14 protein-coding genes and 1 pseudogene are annotated in these 20,984 nt (G+C 69.3%); 8 read left to right on the forward strand and 7 right to left on the reverse strand.

Translation table 11 applies throughout. The features are described 5' to 3' along the window. The first annotated feature begins 32 nt into the window (after nucleotides 1-32). The 3 genes from V1318_RS15105 to V1318_RS15115 all read left to right on the forward strand — a co-directional run bounded on the left by V1318_RS15105 (nucleotide 33) and on the right by V1318_RS15115 (nucleotide 6,605). Nucleotides 33-5,519, forward strand: coding sequence for an RHS repeat-associated core domain-containing protein (locus V1318_RS15105; RefSeq protein ID WP_332940532.1), 5,487 nt, complete (start codon nucleotides 33-35; stop codon nucleotides 5,517-5,519). A 19-nt stretch (nucleotides 5,520-5,538) separates the two neighbouring features. Beyond that, nucleotides 5,539-6,003, forward strand: coding sequence for a hypothetical protein (locus V1318_RS15110; protein ID WP_332940533.1), 465 nt, complete (start codon nucleotides 5,539-5,541; stop codon nucleotides 6,001-6,003). Between the two features lie 149 nt (nucleotides 6,004-6,152). Then, a complete protein-coding gene (locus V1318_RS15115) occupies nucleotides 6,153-6,605 on the forward strand; it encodes a hypothetical protein (RefSeq protein WP_332940534.1) in 453 nt (150 codons plus the stop codon). Between the two features lie 187 nt (nucleotides 6,606-6,792). Here V1318_RS15115 and V1318_RS15120 read toward each other — a convergent pair whose 3' ends face one another. From V1318_RS15120 to V1318_RS15150, 7 genes are all read right to left on the reverse strand, one after another. Beyond that, entirely contained in the window at nucleotides 6,793-7,128 is a 336-nt protein-coding gene (locus tag V1318_RS15120) for a YegP family protein (RefSeq protein WP_332940536.1), read from the reverse strand. A gap of 94 nt (nucleotides 7,129-7,222) precedes the next feature. Then, a complete protein-coding gene (locus V1318_RS15125; protein WP_332940537.1) occupies nucleotides 7,223-8,317 on the reverse strand; it encodes a PepSY-associated TM helix domain-containing protein in 1,095 nt (364 codons plus the stop codon). Nucleotides 8,318-8,344: 27 nt separating this feature from the next. Beyond that, nucleotides 8,345-10,468 (reverse strand): TonB-dependent receptor, encoded by a 2,124-nt coding sequence (locus V1318_RS15130; protein WP_332940538.1) that lies wholly within the window; start codon nucleotides 10,466-10,468, stop codon nucleotides 8,345-8,347. Nucleotides 10,469-10,687: 219 nt separating this feature from the next. Continuing rightward, nucleotides 10,688-11,653 carry a ribokinase gene (locus tag V1318_RS15135; RefSeq protein ID WP_332940539.1) on the reverse strand — a complete coding sequence of 322 codons (966 nt, stop codon included), beginning with the start codon at nucleotides 11,651-11,653 and terminating at the stop codon, nucleotides 10,688-10,690. A 3-nt stretch (nucleotides 11,654-11,656) separates the two neighbouring features. After that, nucleotides 11,657-13,033 (reverse strand): nucleoside transporter C-terminal domain-containing protein, encoded by a 1,377-nt coding sequence (locus V1318_RS15140; protein ID WP_332940540.1) that lies wholly within the window; start codon nucleotides 13,031-13,033, stop codon nucleotides 11,657-11,659. A 141-nt stretch (nucleotides 13,034-13,174) separates the two neighbouring features. Next, nucleotides 13,175-14,311, reverse strand: coding sequence for a GGDEF domain-containing protein (locus tag V1318_RS15145; RefSeq protein ID WP_332940541.1), 1,137 nt, complete (start codon nucleotides 14,309-14,311; stop codon nucleotides 13,175-13,177). Nucleotides 14,312-14,428: 117 nt separating this feature from the next. After that, the gene (locus V1318_RS15150; protein WP_332940542.1) at nucleotides 14,429-15,004 is read right to left on the reverse strand and encodes a TMEM165/GDT1 family protein; all 576 of its coding nucleotides are present in this window, start codon (nucleotides 15,002-15,004) and stop codon (nucleotides 14,429-14,431) included. Between the two features lie 394 nt (nucleotides 15,005-15,398). Here V1318_RS15150 and V1318_RS15155 point away from each other — a divergent pair, with 394 nt between their 5' ends. The 5 genes and pseudogenes from V1318_RS15155 (at nucleotide 15,399) to V1318_RS15175 (ending at nucleotide 20,876) form a co-directional block, all read left to right on the forward strand. Beyond that, nucleotides 15,399-16,367: an aldo/keto reductase gene (locus V1318_RS15155; protein WP_332940543.1), complete on the forward strand. Its 969-nt coding sequence runs from the start codon at nucleotides 15,399-15,401 to the stop codon at nucleotides 16,365-16,367. Nucleotides 16,368-16,619: 252 nt separating this feature from the next. Beyond that, nucleotides 16,620-16,724: pseudogene (locus V1318_RS15160) on the forward strand (hemin uptake protein HemP); the annotation flags it as partial. Nucleotides 16,725-17,022: 298 nt separating this feature from the next. Further along, nucleotides 17,023-19,257 carry a TonB-dependent hemoglobin/transferrin/lactoferrin family receptor gene (locus V1318_RS15165; RefSeq protein ID WP_332940564.1) on the forward strand — a complete coding sequence of 745 codons (2,235 nt, stop codon included), beginning with the start codon at nucleotides 17,023-17,025 and terminating at the stop codon, nucleotides 19,255-19,257. A gap of 4 nt (nucleotides 19,258-19,261) precedes the next feature. Further along, complete coding sequence (locus V1318_RS15170) at nucleotides 19,262-19,852, forward strand: Hemin transport protein (protein WP_332940544.1); 591 nt, start codon at nucleotides 19,262-19,264, stop codon at nucleotides 19,850-19,852. Between the two features lie 121 nt (nucleotides 19,853-19,973). Further along, nucleotides 19,974-20,876: a DUF6607 family protein gene (locus V1318_RS15175; protein WP_332940566.1), complete on the forward strand. Its 903-nt coding sequence runs from the start codon at nucleotides 19,974-19,976 to the stop codon at nucleotides 20,874-20,876. Nucleotides 20,877-20,984: the final 108 nt, after the last annotated feature.

Raw genomic sequence — 20,984 nt, forward strand, 5'->3', positions numbered from 1 at the left:
AGCAAGCAGCAACAGGGCAACGAGGACTAGCGATGGCACGCATCGGACAAGGACTGCACAAGAGCTGGCGCTGGGGCGTACTCACGCTGGCGTTGGCGAGCATGGTCGGCGGTGCCTCGCTGGGCATCGGCGAGGCCGGCGCGGCCTTGGAGCCGTTGCCGGTGACGCTGTCGCAGCGCTTGTCGGCGGAAGCCACGCAGGCGCGCGCGCAACTGCCCGACGGTCGCTGGCTGAGCCTGAGCCGCGACGGCGGCAGCCTCAGCCTGAGTCGCAGCGAGCCTGCCGGTGATCGCATCCTGCGCAGTTGGAAACTGAGTTCGCCGCGTCGTCTCGCCAGCCTGAGCCTGTTGCCCAGCGGTCGCGTGCTGATCTGGGGCGGTGTCGATGGCAACGGGCGTGTCCACGCCACCGGTTTGTGGTTCGATCCGGCGCCGCAGACCTTGAGCGCGGCCGACCGCGTCGACCTGCTGCCGCGCGCCGCGCATACCGCCACCGTGCTCAGCGATGGTCGCCTGTTGGTCGCGGGCGGCTGGTCCACCGGCAGCGAAGGCATCGCCCAAGCCGAGCTGTGGGACGAGCGCGTGCGCGGCAGCACGCGCGTGGGCAGCGAACTGACCCCGCCGCGACTGGGCCACAGCGCCAGTCTGCAGGCCGATGGCGGCGTGCGCCTGAGCGGCGGTATCGATGCCCGCGCCCGCGGTTTCGCTAGCGACGTGCGCTACGACGCCACCACTTCGCGTTTCACCGCGGTCGCCGCGCCGGTCGTGGCCGCCACCGCCGATCGCGCCGCACCGCGTTTGGCCGGATCGCTGCCGCGCGCCGGCGCGCGCGATGTCGATCCCGACTCGCGTCTGAGCCTGCGTTTCGATCGCGCCCTGCGCGTGAGCGGGCTCAATACCAGCAGCGCGACCCTGTTCGGCCCCGGCGGTCCCACCGCGATCGACGTGGTGCCGGTGGAGCAGGGGCGTTTGTTGTTCGTCACGCCCAAGCAACCGCTGTTCCCAGATGCAGACTACACCCTGATGCTGGAAGGCGCGTACTCGGCCGAGGGTAAACCGTTGCCGCTGGTGGCGGTGGATTTCCATACCGCCGCGCTGACCCGTGCGGGCGATCCCAACGCCGCCGACCACGACGACGGCGCGCTGCATCTGACCACCGGCACCGACGCGTCGGATGCCTGCGCGTCCGGTCCGCGCGGCCTGCCGTGCCGGCGCAGCGACAGCCTGCGCGACGGAGTCTGGACACCGGGCCAGAACAACACCGACAGCCGCTGGCGCGTCTACGGCGAGGGCTTGGACACGGCGCCGAACAAGGACATGGCGCGGATCGCGGCGCTGTACCAGGTCAGCGCGCTGCGCGGCCGTGTGCTGCGCGTCGATCAGACCCCGGTCGCGGACGTGGAAGTCAGCGTCGGCGACCGCAGCGCGCGCACCAACGCCGACGGCTGGTTCCTGCTGTTCGACGCGCCGGCCGGCAGGCAGGAGCTGTACGTCGACGGCACCACCGCCAATCGCGACGGCGTCGAGTACGGCCAGTTCGTGGTCGGCGTGGACGTCGCCAAGGGCCGTCTTACCGAATTGCCCTACCTGATGCACCTGCCGCGCATCAGCGCGCGCGACAAGGTCAAGATTCCCTCGCCGCTCACGCGCGACGTGGTGCTCAGCCACCCGGACATGCCGGGGCTGGAAGTCACCATCCCGGCCGGCGCGGTGATCCGCGACCGTAAGGGCCGCCTGGTCACCGAACTGGCGCTGGTGCCGACGCCGGTCAACCGCGCGCCGTTCCCGGTCGCCGACAACTACCCGATGTACTTCACGGTCGAACCGGGCGGCGCGGTGATCCAAGGCCTGACACCGGAAGCTGCGAAGGGTGTGCGCGTCGCGTACCCGAACTACGACGGCCATAAGCCGGGCACCCAGTCCGATTTCTGGATCTACGATCCCAGCGAGGGCTGGCGCATTTACGGACACGGCCGCGTAGGCCAGGACGGCCGTCAGTTCGTGCCGGAGCAGGGCGTGGCCCTGCAACAGACCATGGGCGGCAGCTACACCGTGCCCAGCGACGATCCGCCGCCGGAGCCGGATCAGCCCAATTGCAACGAAGGCTGCGGCTCCTCGGGCTCGGGAGGTGGCGCGGTCGCGGGCGACCCGATCGATCTGGCCACCGGTTCGTTCCTGCACAGCGCCAGCGACATCACGATCACCGACTCGATCTCGATCGGCCTGGCCCGCAGCTACCGCCAGCACGACGCACGCAAGCGCGCCTTCGGTATCGGCACCGCGTCCAACTACGACTACTCCCTGCACGCGCCGGCCGGCTACAACGAAATGTGGATGGTGCTGCCGAACGGTTCGTTCGTGCGCTTCGACCGCATCTCCGGATCCGGCGGTACCGGCGAATGGCGCCAGAACGGTTCGTCGACCGCGTTCGGCGCTGCTGTGCTGAACCATGCCAACGACACGACTTGGGGCCACGGCTACTGGATGCGCCTGCGCAACGGCTCGCGCATGTTCTTTGGTTCCGGTTTCTACAACGGCGGCCGCTCGCCCTTGCGCGGCATCGAGGATCGCGCCGGCAACCGCATCGACCTGTCGTTCGAGGCCGGCTTGCTGAAGAAGATCACCTCGCCTAGTGGTCGCACCATCACCCTGACCTACGACAGCGGCAACCGCATCGCCACGGCCAAGGACCATACCGGGCGCACCTGGTCCTACCAGTACACCGACGGCATGCTCAGCCGCGTCACCTATCCAGACAACACTTTCGAGGCCTATACATACGACTTGATGTTCGGCGCCGTCGGCACGCCCAGTTCCGGGCAGGTGATCGCACACAACTTCAAGTCGCTGACCAATCGGCGCGGGTATCGCGAGGTACTCAACACCTACACCAACATCGCCAGCGGCCAGCCGGACGTTCTGGGCAAGGTCACCAAGCAGACCCTGGCCGACGGCAACGAGATCTCGATCGATTACCTGCACGACGATGGCACCAACACCGGCGTGCTGGTCACCCAGCCCGATGGCCGCAAGCGTCGGCTGGTGTTCGGACCGGGTCGCTATCCGGTCAGCGACACGGTCGGCTACGGTACCGCGCAGGCGCAGACCGTGCGGTTCGAGCGCGCGGCGGGATCGGAGAAGATCAGCGCGCGCGTCGACGCCCAGGGGCGCCGCACCGAGTTCCAGTACAACGCGCTTGGCCTGACCACGCAGGTGAAGTATCTGGCGGGCACGCCCGACGCAAAGACGGTCAATATCACCTACACCGCCGACGGCGATCTGGCCAGCGTCACCGATCCGTTCAACCGAACCACCACGCTGAACTACGTCGATCGTTGCCTGAATCGCGTCACCGACCCGCTCAATCGCGTCATCCAGATCAGCTGCAACGGCAACGGTCAGCCCTTGAGCGTGACCGATCCGGCGGGCAACACCACGTACTACCACTACGACGGCTTCGAGCTGACCGCGGTGGTGGATCCGTTGGGTCGCGCTACCGGCTTCGCTTACGACGCGCTCGGGCGGCTGGTGGTCGTGCGCGGCCAGGATGGCAAGATCCTGCGCCGCGAGTACGACGTCAGCGGACGCATCAAGAAGATCGTCGACGCCGATGGCAACGCCACCGACATGGCGTACGACAACAACGGCAACCTCGCCGCTGTGCTGTTGCCGCACGGAAATGGCGTGACCTACGGCTACGACAATCGCGACCGCATGACCGAGCGGCGCGATGCTCTCAACCAGGCCGAGGCCTGGTCCTACGACGCCATCGGCCGCGTGTCCGCCTACACCGATCGCAAGCAGCAGACCACGTCGTTCGTCTACGACGCGCTCGGCCGCCCATCCACCACGACCTACGCCGATGGCAGCACCCAGACGGCTACCTACGATGCCGCCGACCGTCTACTGCAGCTGGAGGACAGCGTTTCCGGAACCCTGAGCTGGCAGTACGACGTTTACGATCGCGTGCTGCAGGCCGCCAGTCCCGAAGGCACGGTCACCTACGAGTACGACGGTCTCGGTCGCCGCACCGGCATGACCGCCGGCAGCCAGGCCAAGGTCGAATATCAGTACAACGCCGCCGACCAGCTCACCCGTATCCTGCAGGGCAGCGAAGTGGTGGATATTCAGTACGACGCGCTCGGCCGGCGTTCGCAGCTGACCCTGCCCAACGGCGTGAAGGCCGGCTATGCCTACGACGCGGCGAGTCAGGTGACCGGCATCGCCTACCTCAAGCCGAATGGAAGCCCGCTCGGTGATCTGGGTTACGCCTACAACCAGGTCGGACAGCGAGTCGCTCAGACCGGCAGCCTGTCCGGCAACTTGTTGCCCGCGGCGAGCACCGGCAACGTCTTCGACGACAACAACCGCCAAACCCAGTACCACGGCGCGGCGCTCAGCTACGACGCCAACGGCAACCTGATCGACGACGGCCAGCGTACCTACGAATGGGACGCGCGCGATCAGCTGGCGGCAATTCGACAGGGCACGCAGTTGGTCGCCAGCTTCACGTACGACGCCCTCGGCCGTCGCAAGATCAAGGTCGAAGGCGGGCAGGGCACGGCCTATCTGTACGACGGCGCAGATCCGGTGCAGGAGACTCGCGGCACCGCGATCACCGGCATCCTGACCGGCGCGGATATCGACGAACGCTTTTCGCGTACCGACGGCAACGGCCGCGCCTACTTCCTGACCGACGCCATTGGTAGCACGCGCGGTTTGAGCGACGCCGCAGGCGAGCTGGTGCAGCGCTACGACTACACGCCGTACGGCCAAACCCAGGCCAGCCTCGGCAGTTCCAACAATCCTTACCAGTACACCGGTCGCGAGTTGGACGAGAGCGGCCTGTACCACTACCGGGCCCGCTACTACCACCCGGGCATGGGGCGGTTCATCAGCGAGGATCCGCTCGGCTTCGGCGGCGGGGACGTCAATCTCTACGCCTATGTCGCTGGCGATCCGGTGTCCTATAACGACCCGACCGGCAAGTTCATCAACTTCCTGATCGGTGCCGGTATCGGCTTCGGCGTCGATGTGGCCTTGCAGCTGATACAAAACGGCGGCAACTGGGACTGCATCAACTGGGGTCAAGCGGGCATCTCCGCCGCTCTCGGCGCGGTCGGCGGCGGTCTGGCGTCGCGTGGATTGGTCAATTTCACCAAGGGCCTGTCGAACGCGACCAAGGGGCAGATCGGCGAGACCTTGTCGCTGGCCAACAACTGGGCAAAGGGCAGTCGCTTGATCGAGACACAGACGCGAAGCATCCCCGGGTACCGAACGGTGGTCGACAGCACCTGGAGATCGATACGCGGCACCACCTACTACGTCGAGTCCAAGTTCGGTACCTCCGGACTGACCAAGGCCCAGCGCGCGGCCGCCAACGGCATGGGCGACCTCTACCACGTGGAGCGATGGGGTTACGGCTTCGTCGGCAACGCCGGCGCGGTCGGTGGCGGCGCGGCGGGCGGAGCGGCCGGCAATGCGCTACCCGGCGGCGGGGGCGGGTGTGGCTGCCAGTAGCGGTTCGGCCAGGAATGGATTGCTGGCGGCGCTCGAGCGCCGCCTGGTACCGGAACTGGCGCGGCGCGGATTCGAATCCGTGCCGCTGGACGCGGAGGATCGGCGTGCGGGCGAGATCCGTAAGGCGTTTCCGTTCGGCCGCTGTCGCCGACGCGGTCAGCAGGGCTACGACCAGGTCGAGATCCAGATCGACAAGCGCAGTGGCGATGCGTTTCGATTGAACTTCGCCGCAGTGCCCGCCGCGGGCATTCCGCACCCGGCCGGACATGTCCGCGCGGAGGATGCGTGGATCCACTACCTGGAGCGGTACTGCACGCTCTACCGGCATCCGCTGTTCCGGACCTGGTTTTCCCCGCGCGGATGGTGGGGGTTCGGAGCAGGCTCGGATATCGCCGCACCGGTCGACGAAGCGATCGCCCTGTTGCCGGAGATCGACGCGTTTTTCGCCGAGGGCAAGATCGGCCCGCACGTGCGATGCGTCTAGAAAATTCCAAGTTTCGTGCGTAACGTCTGCGAGTCCGCGTTGGGATGGCGTCAATGCCGGCCTCGGGCGCGGATGGACGCAGATCCGGTCAATGCTTATTGAATGGAGGCAAGACTCTCGTGAAGTTCAGCAAATCCCTCGCTCTAGCCTTGACCGCCGCCGTCTTGGCTACGGCCTGCACTTCGTCCGACAAGGCGGGCGGTTCCGACGCGACTGCCGCCGCGGCCGTCGCGAGCTTCCAGGCCCTGGACATCGGCAAGGCGGTCGCCGCCGACCAGTCGGTGCAACCGCTGACCCTGTTCACGCCCGACGACAAGCTGGTCGCGTCGATCAAGACCCAAGGCGCGGCCAAGGACCAGGCGATCGCGATCAAGCTGATCGCGATGGCCAACGGTCAGAGCGTCAGCGAAGCCAATCGCAGCGTCAGCCCCACCGGCGCAGCCACGACCAACCTGGAATTCCCCAAGAACGCGCCCTGGCCGCTGGGCCGTTACGTGGTCGAGGCGACGTTCAACGGCAAGCCCGCGGGGCGCCAGGAGATCGAGGTGCGTAGCGACGTGCCCGCGCCTCCGCAGCCTGCACCGGCCGAACAAAAGCCCTGATCCCGGCGCCGGTGAATCGGCCGGCCAGGTGACGAACGGCGCCCGGCCTGATGCGGGCGCTTTGATCCACAAAAGCACTAGGCGATTCGTAGGCGATTCGCCTGACGGCGTCGCGCTCGCGAGCCGCCGGTCGTCCGTCGTAGCGTTTGCGATCGCCCGGCCGGCGCTGGCCGGCCGGGCGCGAAACTCAGTCGGTCTGATCGTCGACCGTGGCGCCCGGTGCGTTCAGGGTCACCGAGGCGATGCCGTTCTCGCGGCCGCTTTCGTCGGCGTACATCTGGCTGGTGCCGATCACTTGGCCGTTGGTGGCGGTGAGGTTGAAATAGAGCTTGGCGTTGCTGGCGGTCTTGCGGTCGTAGCGCTTGGGATCCTGGCTGTTCTTGCGGACCGACTCGATGCCGGCGGTGCACGACGCCTTGGCCGAATAGCCCTCGCTGACCAGGATCGGTTCGCCGTTGCCGGCCTTGAGCACGAACTGGAATTCGCCGTTGGAGCGTTTGCTGATCTCGAACTTGCCGGCCATCGTGTTTCCTCCTTGGAAGGGCATAGGACCCTAGTCAAGCACACTAGACCAGGCTTTGTTACCGGTCCATCGGGAGGCAGGCGCCCAGATCGGCTCAGTGGCGGGCGCTGCGGCGGCGCCAGAACAGGAAGCCGGTGACCAGCAGGAAGCCCGGGACCAGGCCGGTGAAGGCCACCAGCGCTTGCCAGGTCCGGCCGCCGACGAAGCCGCCGTGCAGCGGATACAGGGCTTCGCTGAGGCGCGCGCCGCGGTCCTGGGCGGTGGCGTCGTGCACGCCGAGCACTTGGATGCGGTAGGGATCCAGCCAGACCACGCTGCGGCCGACCGGATGCCATTCGCCGGCCGCGCGCATGCGGATCGAGACCAGGCCGCTGTCGCCCTTGGGCAGGCCGATGCGGCGCAACTCGGCGCCGGCCAGGCGGCCGTCGGCCGCACGCAGCACCGCCGGCCAATCGATCGCGCGTTCGCTGGCGGCGAGTTCGGGCGGCTTGCGCGCATCGGCGCCGTCGCCGAATACGGTGCGCAAGGCCGTGCGGGTGGGGCCGTCGTAGACCATGCCGACGCCGCTCAGCACCGCCAGCAGGGTCAAAGGCAGCCACAGCACGCCGGCGCCGCGGTGCCAGCTGAACCAGCGCCGGGTCGGCGGGCCGCGGTACCAGCGCAGGCTCGCGCGCAGCGCGGACAGGCGCGGCCACCACAGGTAGAGGCCGGTGAGCAGCAGGAACAGGGCGATCAGGCCGACCGCGCCCAGCACCTGTTCGCCGGCTTTGCCCGTCAGCAGATGGGTGTGCCAGTCGCGCAGCCACAGCACCCAGTCGTTGCCCTTGTTGCGCACCAGCAGCAGTTCGCCGCTGGCGCCGTCGAAGTAGCGGCGCTCGCCGTCGGGGAAGTAGCCCTGCCAGACCGGCAGCTGCGCGCCGGGCAGGTCCAGCGAGCTCATGCCGCGCGGCTGCCAATCGGCGACGATGCGCGCCAGCGCGCCCTCGCGCTGCGCGGCCGTGGGCAGGGGCGCGGACGCCAGCTGCGGCTGCGACCAGGCCAGCAGTTCGCGCTGGAACGCGAGCACCGTGCCCGACAGCGCCACCAGCGCGAACACCAGGCCCACGCTCAGGCCCAGCCACAGGTGCAGCCATTTCAGCGCCGCGCGAACGCGGCGCTTGATCGGATGAGGGGCCTGGCGTGACGTCATGCTGGGCTCGTGCGGGCGGGCGTCGGCTTAGAACCGGTGCGACCAGCTCGCGCTGAACACGCGACCGCGACCGGCGACATAGGTGTCGGCGCGCGGCGTGCTCTGCGAGTAGTAGGTGACGTACTGCTCGTCGAACAGGTTCTCGATGCCCAGGCTCAGGCTGCCCACCGGCAGGGCGAAGCGCGCCTGCAGGTCGACGGTGGTATAGCCGTCCGCGCTGGCGACCTGGGCGCCGCGCAGGTCGAAGTCGCGGTCCAGCGAGCGGCTGCCCTGCAGGCGGGTCGAGATCGTCGGCGTCCAGGTCTGGTCCCAGAACGCGGTCACGCGGTCGGGGCTGATGTTGATGCCGGGCAGGTCGCTGTCGACGCGGTCGTCGCCGTTGCTGTCGTAGCGGCCCTTGGCGCCGGCGTAGCCCAGGCCGATGCGGCCGGCCTCGGAGAACTGGAACGCGATGTTGCCTTCGATGCCGCGGATTTCGGTGCGCTCGCGCACCACGTTATAGCTCTGGGTGGCGGTGTCGAAGGCCAGGCGCGAACCCAGGTCGGAGTCCGACCAGTACGCGGCCAGATGCGCCAGCCAGCGGCCGTTGTCGAAGTCCAGGCCGATTTCGCGGTTGTCCGACACCACCGGCGACAGGTCGACCAGGGTGTCGACGCGCTGGTTCGGCGCGGTGATGCCGCGCAGCACGCGGCCGATGTCGGCGACGGTGTAGCCCTCGGCATAGGAGGCGTAGAACTTCAGCGACTGCGTGGCCTCGAACACCACGCCGAAGTTCGGCAGGGTCTGACTGGTCTTGGGCGTGCCGCCCTCGACGAAGCGGCTGCCGCCGGCGTTGGCGGGAATGGTGGTGAAGTCGTCGACCTTGAGCTTGCCGCGCTCGTGGCGAAGGCCGCCGGTCAGCATGATCCTGTCGCTGATCCACCACTCGGCCTGCACGAACGGCGACCAGGATTCGTACTGGGTTTCCGGTACCCAGTTCATGCGCGCCACCACCAGTTCCTGATAGGTCTTGTCGCGCGCCCAGTCCAGGCCCAGGGTGACCCGCAGGCGCTGGTCGAACAGGTTGTCGCGCGACCAGCTGAACTTGCCGCCGAGCTTCTCTGACACGTTCTGCGACTGGTCCCACCAGTGGAGGTCGCGGCCGTCGCGCCAGAAGTCGCCCCAGTCGGAGGCGCCGTACAGGCCGTTGAAATCCACCCAGTACAGCTGGGCCTGGAAGTAGCCGCCGGCCAGCGCCTTGTCGCTGTAGTCCAGCGTCAGCGAGGTCGAACGGTTGCGCGCGCCGTCGCCCTCGCGGCTGCCGTGCGCCGAGGTCGCGAGTTGGCCGGTGGCGAGGTTGCCGTTGACGGTGATGTAGTCGTTGTTGCCTTGCAGTTCGTAGCGGCTGGCGGTCAACTGCAGGCGGCGCTCGTCGTCGAGCTGCCAGCCGGCCTTGGCGAACAGGTTGTGGCTGCGCGCGTCCATCAGGTCGCCCTGGATGTCGTTGACCGCGATCGCATCGCCGTTGCCGTCGTAGTACAGGCCTTCGCTGGAATAGGACAGGCCGCCGACGAAATCGAAGGCGCCGTTGCGGGTGCCGAACAGATAGGACGCGCGGTAACCGGTGCCGTCGCTCTGGCCGGGCAGGGCGGTGCTGGCGCCGATGCCGACGTCCTGGAAGGTCTCGCCGTCCTGGCGCGGCGCGCGCTTGGTGATGATGTTGATGATGCCGCCCGAGGCGCCCAGGCCCTGCAGGGCGTTGGCGCCGTGGATGACCTCGATGCGCTCGATCATGGCCGGATCGACGGTGTGGCCGTCGCGTCCGCCCTCGCGCAGCGGCGTGGACTGCGGCACGCCGTCGACCAGGTACAGCGGCTTGCGCCCGCGCAGGGTCTCGCCGCCGTTGGTGAGCTTCTGGCGCGAGGGCGAGAACGAAGGGATCAGGTTGGCCAGCACCTGCGAAATGTCCTGGGTGACGGCGAGCTGCTGGCGCAGCTGCTCCTGGTCGATCACGGTGATCGTGTTGGGCAGCGCGGCTTCCGAGTTCGGCATGCGGCTGGTGCTGGCCGAGACGGTGACTCGGTCGAGATCGGTGGCTTCGTCGGCGGCATGGACGACGGGCGCGGCGAGGACGGCCAGCAGGGCGCTGGCGAGCAGGTGGCGAGGAGGCATTACCGGATCCGGGAACTGCAGGGGATCGCCATGATAATGCGAGTTATTCTCATTTGACAGCCATGGATGGTACCCATTGGCAGCCTGGAGTTGGCTCCGGGACGCATGGGAGCCTGCGCCGGCCCTAAGAGGCGCGGTCCGCCGGGCGCAGACGGGCCCGAAAGGCGGCGACGGCGGGCTCGAACCCGCCGCGGCCGCGAGCGGGAACGAGCGGGGCGCTCAGGCGCCGAAGCGCGCGCGCAGTTCGCTGTCGCGCGGCATGGCCGCGGCGGCGCCGGAGCGTTCGGTGGACAGCCCGGCGTAGCGGGTGGCGTAGGCGACGTGGCTGGCGAAGGCGGCGTCGGGCGCGCGCGCCAGTGCGGCGGCCAGGGCGCCGTTGAAGGCGTCGCCGGCGCCGGTGGTGTCGACCGCGCGCACCGGCGCGGCCGCGACCCGGTAGTAGGCGCGCTCGTCGCCGTGCAGGCGGCCGTCGGCATGCGAGACGAAGCAGCCGGCCGCGCCCAGGGTCACCACCACGCTGCCGTGCGGCAGCAGGCGCCGGCAATCGGCGTGCAGTTCGTCGTCGGCCAGCGTGGCCAGGCGTTCGGGATCGACCACCGCGCCGGTGTGGCGCTTGAGCTGGGCGCTGAACTCGGTTTCGTTGGGCGTAACCACGTCGGCCAGCTTCCACAGCTCCGGCGTCGCCACGGCGTCGGCCGGGGCCGGATTGAGCAGGGCCAGCGCGCCGGCGCCGCGCGCGTGCGCGAACGCCGCCGCGACCGAGGCCGGCGGCGATTCCAACTGGCCCAGCACCACCCGCGCCTGGGCGATGGCCTCGCGCTGCAGATCGACGAAGGCGGCCGACAGCTCGGCGTTGGCGCCCGGGCCGATCACGATGGAATTGCGGCCGTCGCGGTCGACGTAGATGCCGGCGGTGCCGGTGGGCGCGTCGCTGCGCAGCTCGCGCAGGTCGATGCCGTCGGCGGCGGCCAGCGCGCGCGCGAGCTGGCCGCCGGCGTCCTCGCCCAGCGCGCAGACGAAGCTGGTGCTGGCGCCGGCGCGCGCCGAAGCGGTGGCCTGGTTGAAGCCCTTGCCGCCGGGACCGGTGTGGTACTGCCCGGCCAGGGTCTCGCCCGGCCGCGGCAGCGCCGCGACCGACCAGACGTGATCGACGTTGAAGGAACCGACGACGACGACCTTGCTCATGGCTCAGGACGAGAAGTGGGTGAGCACGCCGGCGATGGTCGCCGTCATGAAGGTCGCGATCGAACCGCCGAGCACCGCGCGCAGGCCGAAGCGGGCCAGGTCGGCGCGACGCTCGGGGGCCAGGCCGCCGATGCCGCCGATCTGGATCGCGATCGAGCTGAAGTTGGCGAAGCCGCACAGGGCGTAGGTCGCGATCAGGCGGCCTTCGTCGGTGAGCGCCACGCCGGCGGTCTTGCCGTTGACGATGTCGGCCAGCTGCAGATAGGCGACGAACTCGTTGATGACGACCTTCTGGCCGATCAGCGAACCGACCGTGGTCGCGTCCTGCCACGGCACGCCGATCACCCAGGCCAGCGGCGCCAACAAGTTGCCCAGCAGCGACTGCAGCGACAGTTCCGGGCGCGTGCCGAACAGCGAGAACCAGCCGTCCTGCAGGCTCGGCGCCAACCAGTAGGTGAACTGGCTGTGGGCGCTGTCGTAACCGCTGGGAATCATCAGGTGCGAAGCCCAGACCCCGCCGATCATGCCGTTGACCAGGGCGATCAGGGCGATGAAGGCCAGCAGCATCGCGCCGATGTTCAGCGCCAGGCGCAGGCCGTCGCCGGCGCCGGCCGCGGCGGCGTCGATGATGTTGCTGGAGGTCTTCTCGACTTCCATCTTCACCGTGCCGCGGGTCAGCGGCTCGCCGACCTCGGGGATCAGGATCTTGGCGACCACCAGGGTCGCCGGCGCGGCCATGATCGAGGCCGCGAGCAGATGCTTGGCGTAGAAGGCCTGCTGCTCCGGATCGCCGCCGCCGAGCATGCCCACATAGGCCGCGAGCACGCCGCCGGCGATATGCGCCATGCCGCCGATCATCATGGTGATCAGCTCGGACTCGGTCATTTTCGGGATGTAGGGGCGCACCGTCAGCGGCGCCTCGGTCTGGCCGATGAACACGCTGGCGCAGACGCTGGTGGTCTCGGCGCCGGACACGCGCATGACCTTGGTGATCGCCCAGGCCATGCCGCGCACGATGCCCTGCATCACGCCCAAGTGGTACAGCACGCCCATCAGGGCGGCGAAGAAGATGATGGTCGGCAGCACCTGGAAGGCGAAGATGAAGCCGTAGGTGTTGATGTCCATCAGGCCGCCGAAGATGAACTTCGAGCCCTCGCCGACGAAACTCAACACCGTCACGAAGCCATGGCCGATCCCGTCGAACACGTCCTTGCCGCCCGGCACCAGCAGCACCAGGGACGCGAACGCGATCTGCAGCGACACCCCGGTCGCCACCAGCTTCCAGTCGACCCGGCGCTTGTTGTTGGAGAACAGCCATGCGATGCCGACCAGCACCGCCAAACCAAACAGGCCGAATAACACCCGGACGATCGAATCCACTCAGTTCTCCCCGTGCCGTCCGGGGCCCCGGCGGCGAAATTATCGTTATCGGACCACGCCGGGCGCGGCCGCCGGCCATTTTTGCGGCCGGAGGCGCAGCCTAGTCCACGGGTCCGCGTCGCGGCAAGCCGCGGGGCCGGTTCAGGTATCGCGCACGACCACGCGGTTGCGGCCTTGCTGCTTGGCCTGCTGCAGGCGGCGGTCGGCGCGGCGCAGCAGGCGCGACAGGTCCGAGCCTTCCTGCGGGTAGCCGGCCAGGCCGGCGCTGAAGGTCAGGCGCAGCGGTTCGGCGCCGCGGCCGGGCTCGAACGGACGCTCGGCCAGGACCTGACGGATCGCATCGACCTGCTCCCAGGCCGTGCCCAGGGGCTTGCGCAGCAGCAGTACGAATTCCTCGCCGCCCAAGCGGACCAGCCATTCGGTCGAGCCGGTCTGCTCGCGCAGCACCGAGACCACGTGGCGCAGGGCGCGATCGCCGGCGTGATGGCCGTTGTCGTCGTTGATGCGCTTGAAATGGTCCAGGTCGATCAGGGCCAGGGTCAGGCTGCCGCCGTCGTGGCGCACCGCGTCGAACAGGCGCTGGATGCGGTGCACCAGCCAGGTCCGGTTGGGCAGGCGGGTCAGGCCGTCGGTGCCGGACATCTCGATCAGGCGTTGCATGCGGTACACGACCATGGCCGTGATCAGGGTCACCATCATCAGCAACACCACGCGCTGGCCCTGTCCGCCGGTGGTGACCGCGCCGTAGTCGCTGGAGATCAGCTGCTCGGGCGAGGACGCCAGCGCGAACACCGCCAGCACCAGCGCGCTGTACTGCACGATCGCCATCGCGCCCGCGAACAGGGTCACGCGGCCGTCGCTGCGCAGCGCGGTGAGCACGATGGACAGCACATAGCCGCACCACACGATCAGGCTGTTGAGGCCGGCCGGCAGGTGCTGCAGGGCCAGCGCGGTCAGCACCAGGGTGGTGGCGGTGACGTCGAAGCCGGCGGTCGCGAACGGCAGCCAGCGGTAGCGCCGCGGCCGCCGCGCCAGCACCAGCCACAACTGCGCGAACACGTTGACGAAGATCGCCCCGCCCAGGCCGATCAGGGTTTCCTGGATGGTGCCGCCGCCGATCGCGTTGAGCGGCGGCAGCAGCAACAGCATCGCCGCGAGCACCGCGCGCAGGCGCGCGACCATCAGCTCGCCGCCGGCGCCGATCTCGAGCATGATCTCGTCGGGCCGCGACAACAGCGATACCGCGATGTCGCGCAGGCGTTCGCCCGTGGCGTGCATGGTGTCTCCCCGTTGAGCCCGCCGAGCATAGCGCGCGTGCGGCGGCGAGGGCAGGGCGGCGGCCGCCGCCGTGCGGCCGGATCCAGGTCGGGTTGGGCCGGGTCGGATTGGGCCGGCTCAGATCCCGCGCACCGCCACCCACAGCGCCAGCGCCGCGAACACCACCGCGGCCACCAGGCGCGCGGCCTTCAGCGGCAGGCGGTCGGCGAAGCGGCTGCCCAGCAGCACCACCGGCACGTTGGCCAGCAGCATGCCGATCGTGGTGCCGGCCACCACTTCCCACAACGGCGAATAGCGCGCCGCCAGCAGCACGGTCGCGACCTGGGTCTTGTCGCCGATCTCGGCCACGAAGAAGGCGATGGTGGTGGCGACAAAGGCGCCGCGCGCCGGCAGGCGCTCGCCTTCGCCGTCGAGCTTGTCCGGCTTCAGCGTCCACAGCGCCACCGCCAGGAAGCTGCCGGCCACGATCCAGCGCAGCACCGAGGGCTGCAGCCATTGCGCGACCAGGGCGCCGAGCCAGGCGGCCAGGGCGTGATTGAGCAGGGTCGCGACCAGGATGCCGGCGACGATGGGCCAGGGCCGGCGGAAGCGCGCGGCCAGCAGCAGGGCCAGCAACTGGGTCTTGTCGCCGATTTCGGCGAGCGCGACCGTGCCGGTCGAGAGGGCGGCCGTAGCCAGCGGGAAAGCGTCCATCGGAACTCCGGGGCCGGGCTTCGCGCGGAGGCGAAGGCAAACGCTGCACGGCCCGACCCGGCTCTCGCCTGAGTAATCGCGCAACGCCTGCCTTCGGTCTTGCCCGTGGTCGCTGGCGCGGACATGCGGTCGCGCGCTGGCTGCCGCTCCTGCGCCATGGCCGGTGGGCCAAGTGTGTTGACGCAGGTCTCCGCGTGCCGGATCGGCGGCGGAGGGGCTACTCCCCGGAGGAGGAAGTGCGCGCATTGTAGCCGCGCCGGCGCGCCGGCGCACGCCCGTACGGCCCCCGCGTTGCGGCGGCGTTGCCTGCGAACCGTTCCCGTTCTCGCCGCTGACCCACGCCGAACGGGCGGCCGGGTAGCATGCCGGCTGTCGAACGTCATCGGAGCACGTCATGCAATACCGCCGCCTGGGTTCTTCCGGCCTGCAGCTGTCGGCGCTGTCCTTCGGCGCCTGGGTCACCTTCGGCACCCAGATCGGTCGCGGCGCCGCGCGCGAGCTGATCGCCACCGCCTGGGACCACGGCGTCAATTTCTTCGACAACGCCGAGGGCTACGCCAACGGCGAGGCCGAGCGGGTGATGGGCGACGTGATCGCCGACCTGCGCCTGCCGCGCGACGGCTACTGCGTGTCGAGCAAAGTGATGTTCGGCTCGGCCGCCGATCCGCTGCCGACCCAGAAGGGCCTGTCGCGCAAGCACGTCACCGAGGCCTGTCATGGCGCCCTGCGGCGCCTGCGCGTCGATCATCTGGACCTGTACTACTGCCACCGCCCGGATCCGGAGGTGCCGATCGAGGAAACCGTGTGGGCGATGGACGCGCTGATCCGCCAGGGCAAGGTGCTGTACTGGGGCACCTCGGAATGGTCGGCCGCGCAGATCCGCGAAGCGCACAAGGTCGCGCGCAACCATCATCTGCACGCGCCGACCATGGAACAGCCGCAATACAACCTGTTCCATCGCGAGCGCGTGGAGCTGGAGTACGCCTCGCTCTATGCCGAGCTCGGCCTGGGCACCACGATCTGGTCGCCGCTGGCCTCGGGCCTGCTGACCGGCAAGTACAACGACGGCGTGCCCGCCGATTCGCGGCTGAACCACGAGGACTACCGTTGGCTGCAGCGCAGCGTGCTCAGTCCCGAGCAGCGCCGGATCGAGCGCGCGCGCGCCTACACCGCGGTCGCGCGCGATCTGGGCGCCGAGCCGGCGCCGCTGGCGATCGCCTGGTGCCTGCGCAATCCGCACGTGTCCAGCGTGATCCTCGGCGCGACCCGGCCCGAGCAGTTGCAGCAGAACCTGCAGGCGCTGGAGCTGGTCGACCGCTATTCCGAGCCGGATTGGGACCGGGTCGAGAAAGCCACCGCCTGAGCCGGCACCGGCCGGAGAGGGCGCCCCGGCGGGCGCCCATCCGCTCGCGCTCCGACGGGCGGTGCAAACAGGTGTTGACTAGCAAATGAGAATCATTATCATCAAACTCGAATCCCGATCGAGTCGCCTGCCATGTCCCTGCGCCAGCCGGTGTTGCAGCTCAAACCTCGTACTGATCGCTCCCTCCCCCCGGTGGTCGCCGCCGCCGTCGTCGCCCCCGCGGCGACCGCGGCCAACGCCTTGCTGGTCGAAAGCGGCGCGTTGCTGCGCGGCGCGCGCGAAGTCCTGATCCGCCACGGCGGCGAGGTCTATCGCCTGCGTCATACCCGCAACGACAAGCTGATCCTCACCAAGTAAGCGCCGTCGCCCGCAACACCGTTACGGCATGGCCGCGCCGCGTTCCCAAGGACGGGAGGCGGTGCGGCGATGCCATGGCGGTCGCGGCGCGATCGCGCGCCGAACCGTTCGGGATTCCGCGCCGGGGACGGCGCCTCCCTACCTTCCTCCAGGTCGCCAGCTCCGCCGTACCGCGGCATGCCAGCCAGCCTCGAATCCACTACTCGAGTCCGACTCCATGCATCGCGTCCACCGCACCGCCGGCCTGCGCCGGTCCGTCCGCACTCCCTTCGTCCCCAGCACGCTCGCGCTGGCCCTGATGCTGGCCCTGCCGGGCACCGCGCCGGCCGCCTCCGCCGAGTCCGGTGCCGAATCGCCCGACGGTTCCGGCGCCGGCGCGCGCGAACTCGAGCGCATCGTCGTCACCGCCACCCGCACCGAGCGCGAATTGCAGGACGTGCCGGCGGTGGTCACCGCGATCGAGCGCGAGCGCATGGACGAGGAGATCGTGCGCGACCTCAAGGACCTGTTCCGCTACGAGCCCGGCATCAGCGTGAGCAACGCGGTCGGCCGCTTCGGCATCGGCGACATCCGCATCCGCGGCCTCGGCGGCAACCGCGTGCGGGTGGAAACCGACGGCATCTCGGTATCCGACAGCTTCAACATCGGCAGCTTCTCCAACGCCAACCGCAACTTCGTCGATCTCGACACGCTCAAGCGCGTGGAGGTGGTGCGCGGCCCGAGCAGCGCCCTGTACGGTTCCGACGCGCTGGGCGGCGTGGTGTCGTTCGTGACCAAGGACCCGTCCGACTATCTGCTGGACGGCAAGGACAGCTACTTCGGCTTCAAGCTCGGCTACCAGGGCGAGAACCGCGGCCTGTTCGGCGGCGCCACCGCGGCCTTCGGCGGCGAGCGCTGGTCGGGCCTGGTCGCGGTCGGCCACCGCCAGGGCAAGGAAACCGAAAGCATGGGCACGCGCCGCAGCGACGACGCGACCCGCACCGCCGCCAATCCGCAGGACAGCGACGGCCGCAGCCTGCTGGCCAAGCTGGTGTTCGCGCCCAGCCAGAATCAGCGCTTCAAGCTGACCGTGGAAGGCAACGAGGACCAGACCGACACCGACGTGCTGAGCGCGCGCGGCAACGCCCTGACCGCGCCGGGCGCGCCGACGGTGCGCACGCTGTCGCTGCTGGGCGACGACCATCAGACCCGTGCGCGGGTGTCGTTCGCGCACGAGATCGATGCGCTCGGCGCCGCCTTCGCCGACTCGCTGCAGTGGCAGATCTACCGCCAGGACAGCGAGACCACGCAGCGTACCGTCGAGGAGCGCGTGACCATCGTCGGCGGCCGCCCGACCAGCCCGACCCGGCGCGAGCGCGAGTTCAATTTCGATCAGCGCACGCTCGGCGCCGAGGCCACCTTGCACAAGGATTTCGCCACCGGCTCGGTCGCGCATACGCTGACCTACGGCTTGGAGTACAGCCGTACCGACACCCGCCAGAAGCGCGACGGCCAGGCCACCAACCTGACCACCGGCGCGGTCACCAAGACGATCTCGCCGGACGTGTTCCCGGTGCGCGATTTCCCGGTCAGCCAAACCACGGTCGCGGCCTTGTTCGTGCAGGACGAGATCCGTTTCGCCGACGGCGCGTTCCGCCTGGTGCCGGCGCTGCGCGTGGACCGTTACGAGCTCAAGCCCGAACTGGATCCGATCTTCGTCGGCGACAACCCGGGCGTGGCGGTGAGCCGGCTGAAGGAAACCGCGGTGTCGCCGAAGCTGGGTGCGGTCTGGCATTTCGCCCAGGACTGGTCGCTGTTCGGCGGCTACCAGCACGGCTTCCGCGCGCCTCCCTACAACGACGTCAACCTGGGCTTCACCAACCTGCAGTTCGGCTACACCGCCATCCCCAATCCCGATCTCAAGCCCGAGACCAGCGACGGCGTCGAGCTGGGCCTGCGCTATTCGGGCGAGGCGGTCTACGTCGAGGCTTCGGCCTACTACAACCGCTACGAGGACTTCATCGAATCGCAGCGCTACATCGGCGACAACGCCCAGGGCCTGATGGTGTTCCAGTCGCAGAACGTGGCCGAGGCCGAGATCCGCGGCCTCGAGCTGCGCGGCGGCGTCGATTTCGGCGCGCTGTCGCCGGCGCTGGCGGGCTGGTCGCTGCGGGGCGCGGCGGCCTGGTCCAAGGGCGAGGATCGCAGCACCGGCGCCGCGCTGTCGTCGATCGACCCGCTGCGCGGCTCGCTGGGCCTGGCCTACGACCGCGACGCCTGGGGCGTCGAGCTTGCGGGACGCTTCGCGCGCCGCAAGAGCGATCTGCCGCAGACCGGCCTGTTCGCGGCGCCGGGCTACGGCGTGCTCGACCTGCTCGCCCATTTCAGCTTCGCGCCGGGCGCCAAGGTCAACTTTGGCGTGTTCAACCTGGGCGACAAGAAATACTGGGACGGCGGCGATCTGCCCAGCAGCCTGGCCTCGACCAGCGCCACCATCGACCGCTACAGCGCCTCGGGCCGCAACCTGGGCCTGAGCCTGGCGGTGAACTGGTAAGCGCATGCGCGCGCTGCGATCGCCATCGGCGGCGGACGCGGGCACGGATGCGGGCGCATTGCCCGCACCCGAGCGCCTGGCCGCGGTCGCGACCGTGCTGTGCCTGTATCCGCGCCGTCATCGCGACGCCCTGACCGGCTGGCTGACCAGCGCGAGCGCGCAACGCTGCGTCGCCGAGGCCGCGCAGGCCGAACCCGAATCGATCCTGTTCCGCGACGCGCAGGGACGCGCGTGCTGGCGCATGTATCTGTTGCCCGACAGCGATTTCCTGGCCTGGGACCTCGCCATCGGCGGCTTGCCGCAGCACCGCGACGAGCCCGCTGGCGGTCGTTTGATCCGCGCCTGCCGCGCGCTGTGGCATCGGCTGGGCGGCGGTTGGAACGCGCAGGTGCTGCGCCTGCAACTCGCGCAGGACGACGCCGGTCGCCGCATCCTGGTCGCCGACAGCGCCACGCCCTCGACCCTGGGCCTGCAACGCGCGCGCCGCATCGCCGCAACCGAGGGCGCGCTGCTGCGTAGCGAGCCGGATACCTGCTGCTGCATGGCGCGCCGCGCCGCGGAGGCGCCGGATTCGCAGCCGATCGCCTCGCACTGAATCGATCCACCGCAGCGAATCCGCTGCAACGAATCCACTACCAACCCGTTTCATCAAACAGAGAACCGCCACCATGAATCTCCGACCGCTAGCCGCCTGCCTGACGCTCTCCTGCGCGGCGATGCCAGCCTTCGCCGCCGCGCCCGCGGCGGCCGACACCGCCCGCGACCGCGCCTCGATCCTGGCCATGCAGGGCGAATACATCGTCGATTTCGCCTTCGACGAAACCGTGCTGCTGCAGCCCGGCTACGAGCGCGCGCCGGCCATGCGCAGCGGCGGCAACGAGACCGTGATCGTGGTCGAGGACAGCCCGACCAGAATCGTCTTGCAGCACATCCTGGTCGACGAAAAGAGCGGTCACGTCACCAAGCACTGGCGCCAGGACTGGACCTTCGAGGCGCCGACGCGTTTCGAGTTCAGCGCCGACCAGACCTGGCAAGTGCGCGCGATCCCGGCCGAGCTCAACCGCGGCGCCTGGACCCAGTGCGTGTTCGAGGTCAGCGACGCGCCGCGCTACTGCGGCACCGGCCGCTGGGAATACCGCAACGGCGTGGCCACCTGGACCAGCGACCTGAGCTGGCGTCCGCTGCCGCGCCGCGAATACACCAAGCGCAGCGACTACAACGCGGTCTCGGCGATCAACCGCCACACGCTCACGCCGGGCGGCTGGACCCACGAGCAGTTCAACACCAAGGTGCTGCGCAAGCCCGACGGCAGCCAGGTCGAGCTGGCGCGCGAGTTCGGCTTCAACGATTACCAGAAGACCAAAGACGTCGACTTCAAGCCGGCCTACAACTATTGGTACGCGACCCGCGGCTACTGGGCCATGGTGCGCCAGCGCTGGGACGCGTTCCTGGGCAAGGCGCCGGGCGTGCGCCTGAAGACCAAGGTCGACGGCATGGCGATGATCATTCCGCTGTTCGAGCAGGCCGACGGCCTGCAGCAGGGCAAGGCGGTGACCGACACCGAGATCGACGCGGTGTTCGCCAAGTGGGTCGAAGCGGCGCCGCAGGAAAAGCGCTGAGCCGGGGCGGACGGCACGGCCGTCGCGCCGTCGCGAAGCATCGGGTCGGCGCGGACTGCGCCGACTCCCATCGCGCCGCCGCTGGCGGCCGCGCGTGTTCCCGGCAGA

It is taken from the genome of Lysobacter sp. CCNWLW3 (genome assembly GCF_036697405.1).
Classification (GTDB): domain Bacteria; phylum Pseudomonadota; class Gammaproteobacteria; order Xanthomonadales; family Xanthomonadaceae; genus Lysobacter.

Bases quoted from the DNA above. Each gene is read 5' to 3' on its own strand.
- V1318_RS15105 (WP_332940532.1), top strand. From the start codon at position 33: ATGGCACGCATCGGACAAGGACTGCACAAGAGCTGGCGCTGGGGCGTA.
- V1318_RS15120 (WP_332940536.1), bottom strand. From the start codon at position 7,128: ATGGCCGGCAAGTTCGAGATCAGCAAACGCTCCAACGGCGAATTCCAG.
- V1318_RS15125 (WP_332940537.1), bottom strand. From the start codon at position 8,317: ATGACGTCACGCCAGGCCCCTCATCCGATCAAGCGCCGCGTTCGCGCG.
- V1318_RS15130 (WP_332940538.1), bottom strand. From the start codon at position 10,468: ATGCCTCCTCGCCACCTGCTCGCCAGCGCCCTGCTGGCCGTCCTCGCC.
- V1318_RS15135 (WP_332940539.1), bottom strand. From the start codon at position 11,653: ATGAGCAAGGTCGTCGTCGTCGGTTCCTTCAACGTCGATCACGTCTGG.
- V1318_RS15145 (WP_332940541.1), bottom strand. From the start codon at position 14,311: ATGCACGCCACGGGCGAACGCCTGCGCGACATCGCGGTATCGCTGTTG.
- V1318_RS15150 (WP_332940542.1), bottom strand. From the start codon at position 15,004: ATGGACGCTTTCCCGCTGGCTACGGCCGCCCTCTCGACCGGCACGGTC.
- V1318_RS15155 (WP_332940543.1), top strand. From the start codon at position 15,399: ATGCAATACCGCCGCCTGGGTTCTTCCGGCCTGCAGCTGTCGGCGCTG.
- V1318_RS15165 (WP_332940564.1), top strand. From the start codon at position 17,023: ATGCTGGCCCTGCCGGGCACCGCGCCGGCCGCCTCCGCCGAGTCCGGT.
- V1318_RS15170 (WP_332940544.1), top strand. From the start codon at position 19,262: ATGCGCGCGCTGCGATCGCCATCGGCGGCGGACGCGGGCACGGATGCG.
- V1318_RS15175 (WP_332940566.1), top strand. From the start codon at position 19,974: ATGCCAGCCTTCGCCGCCGCGCCCGCGGCGGCCGACACCGCCCGCGAC.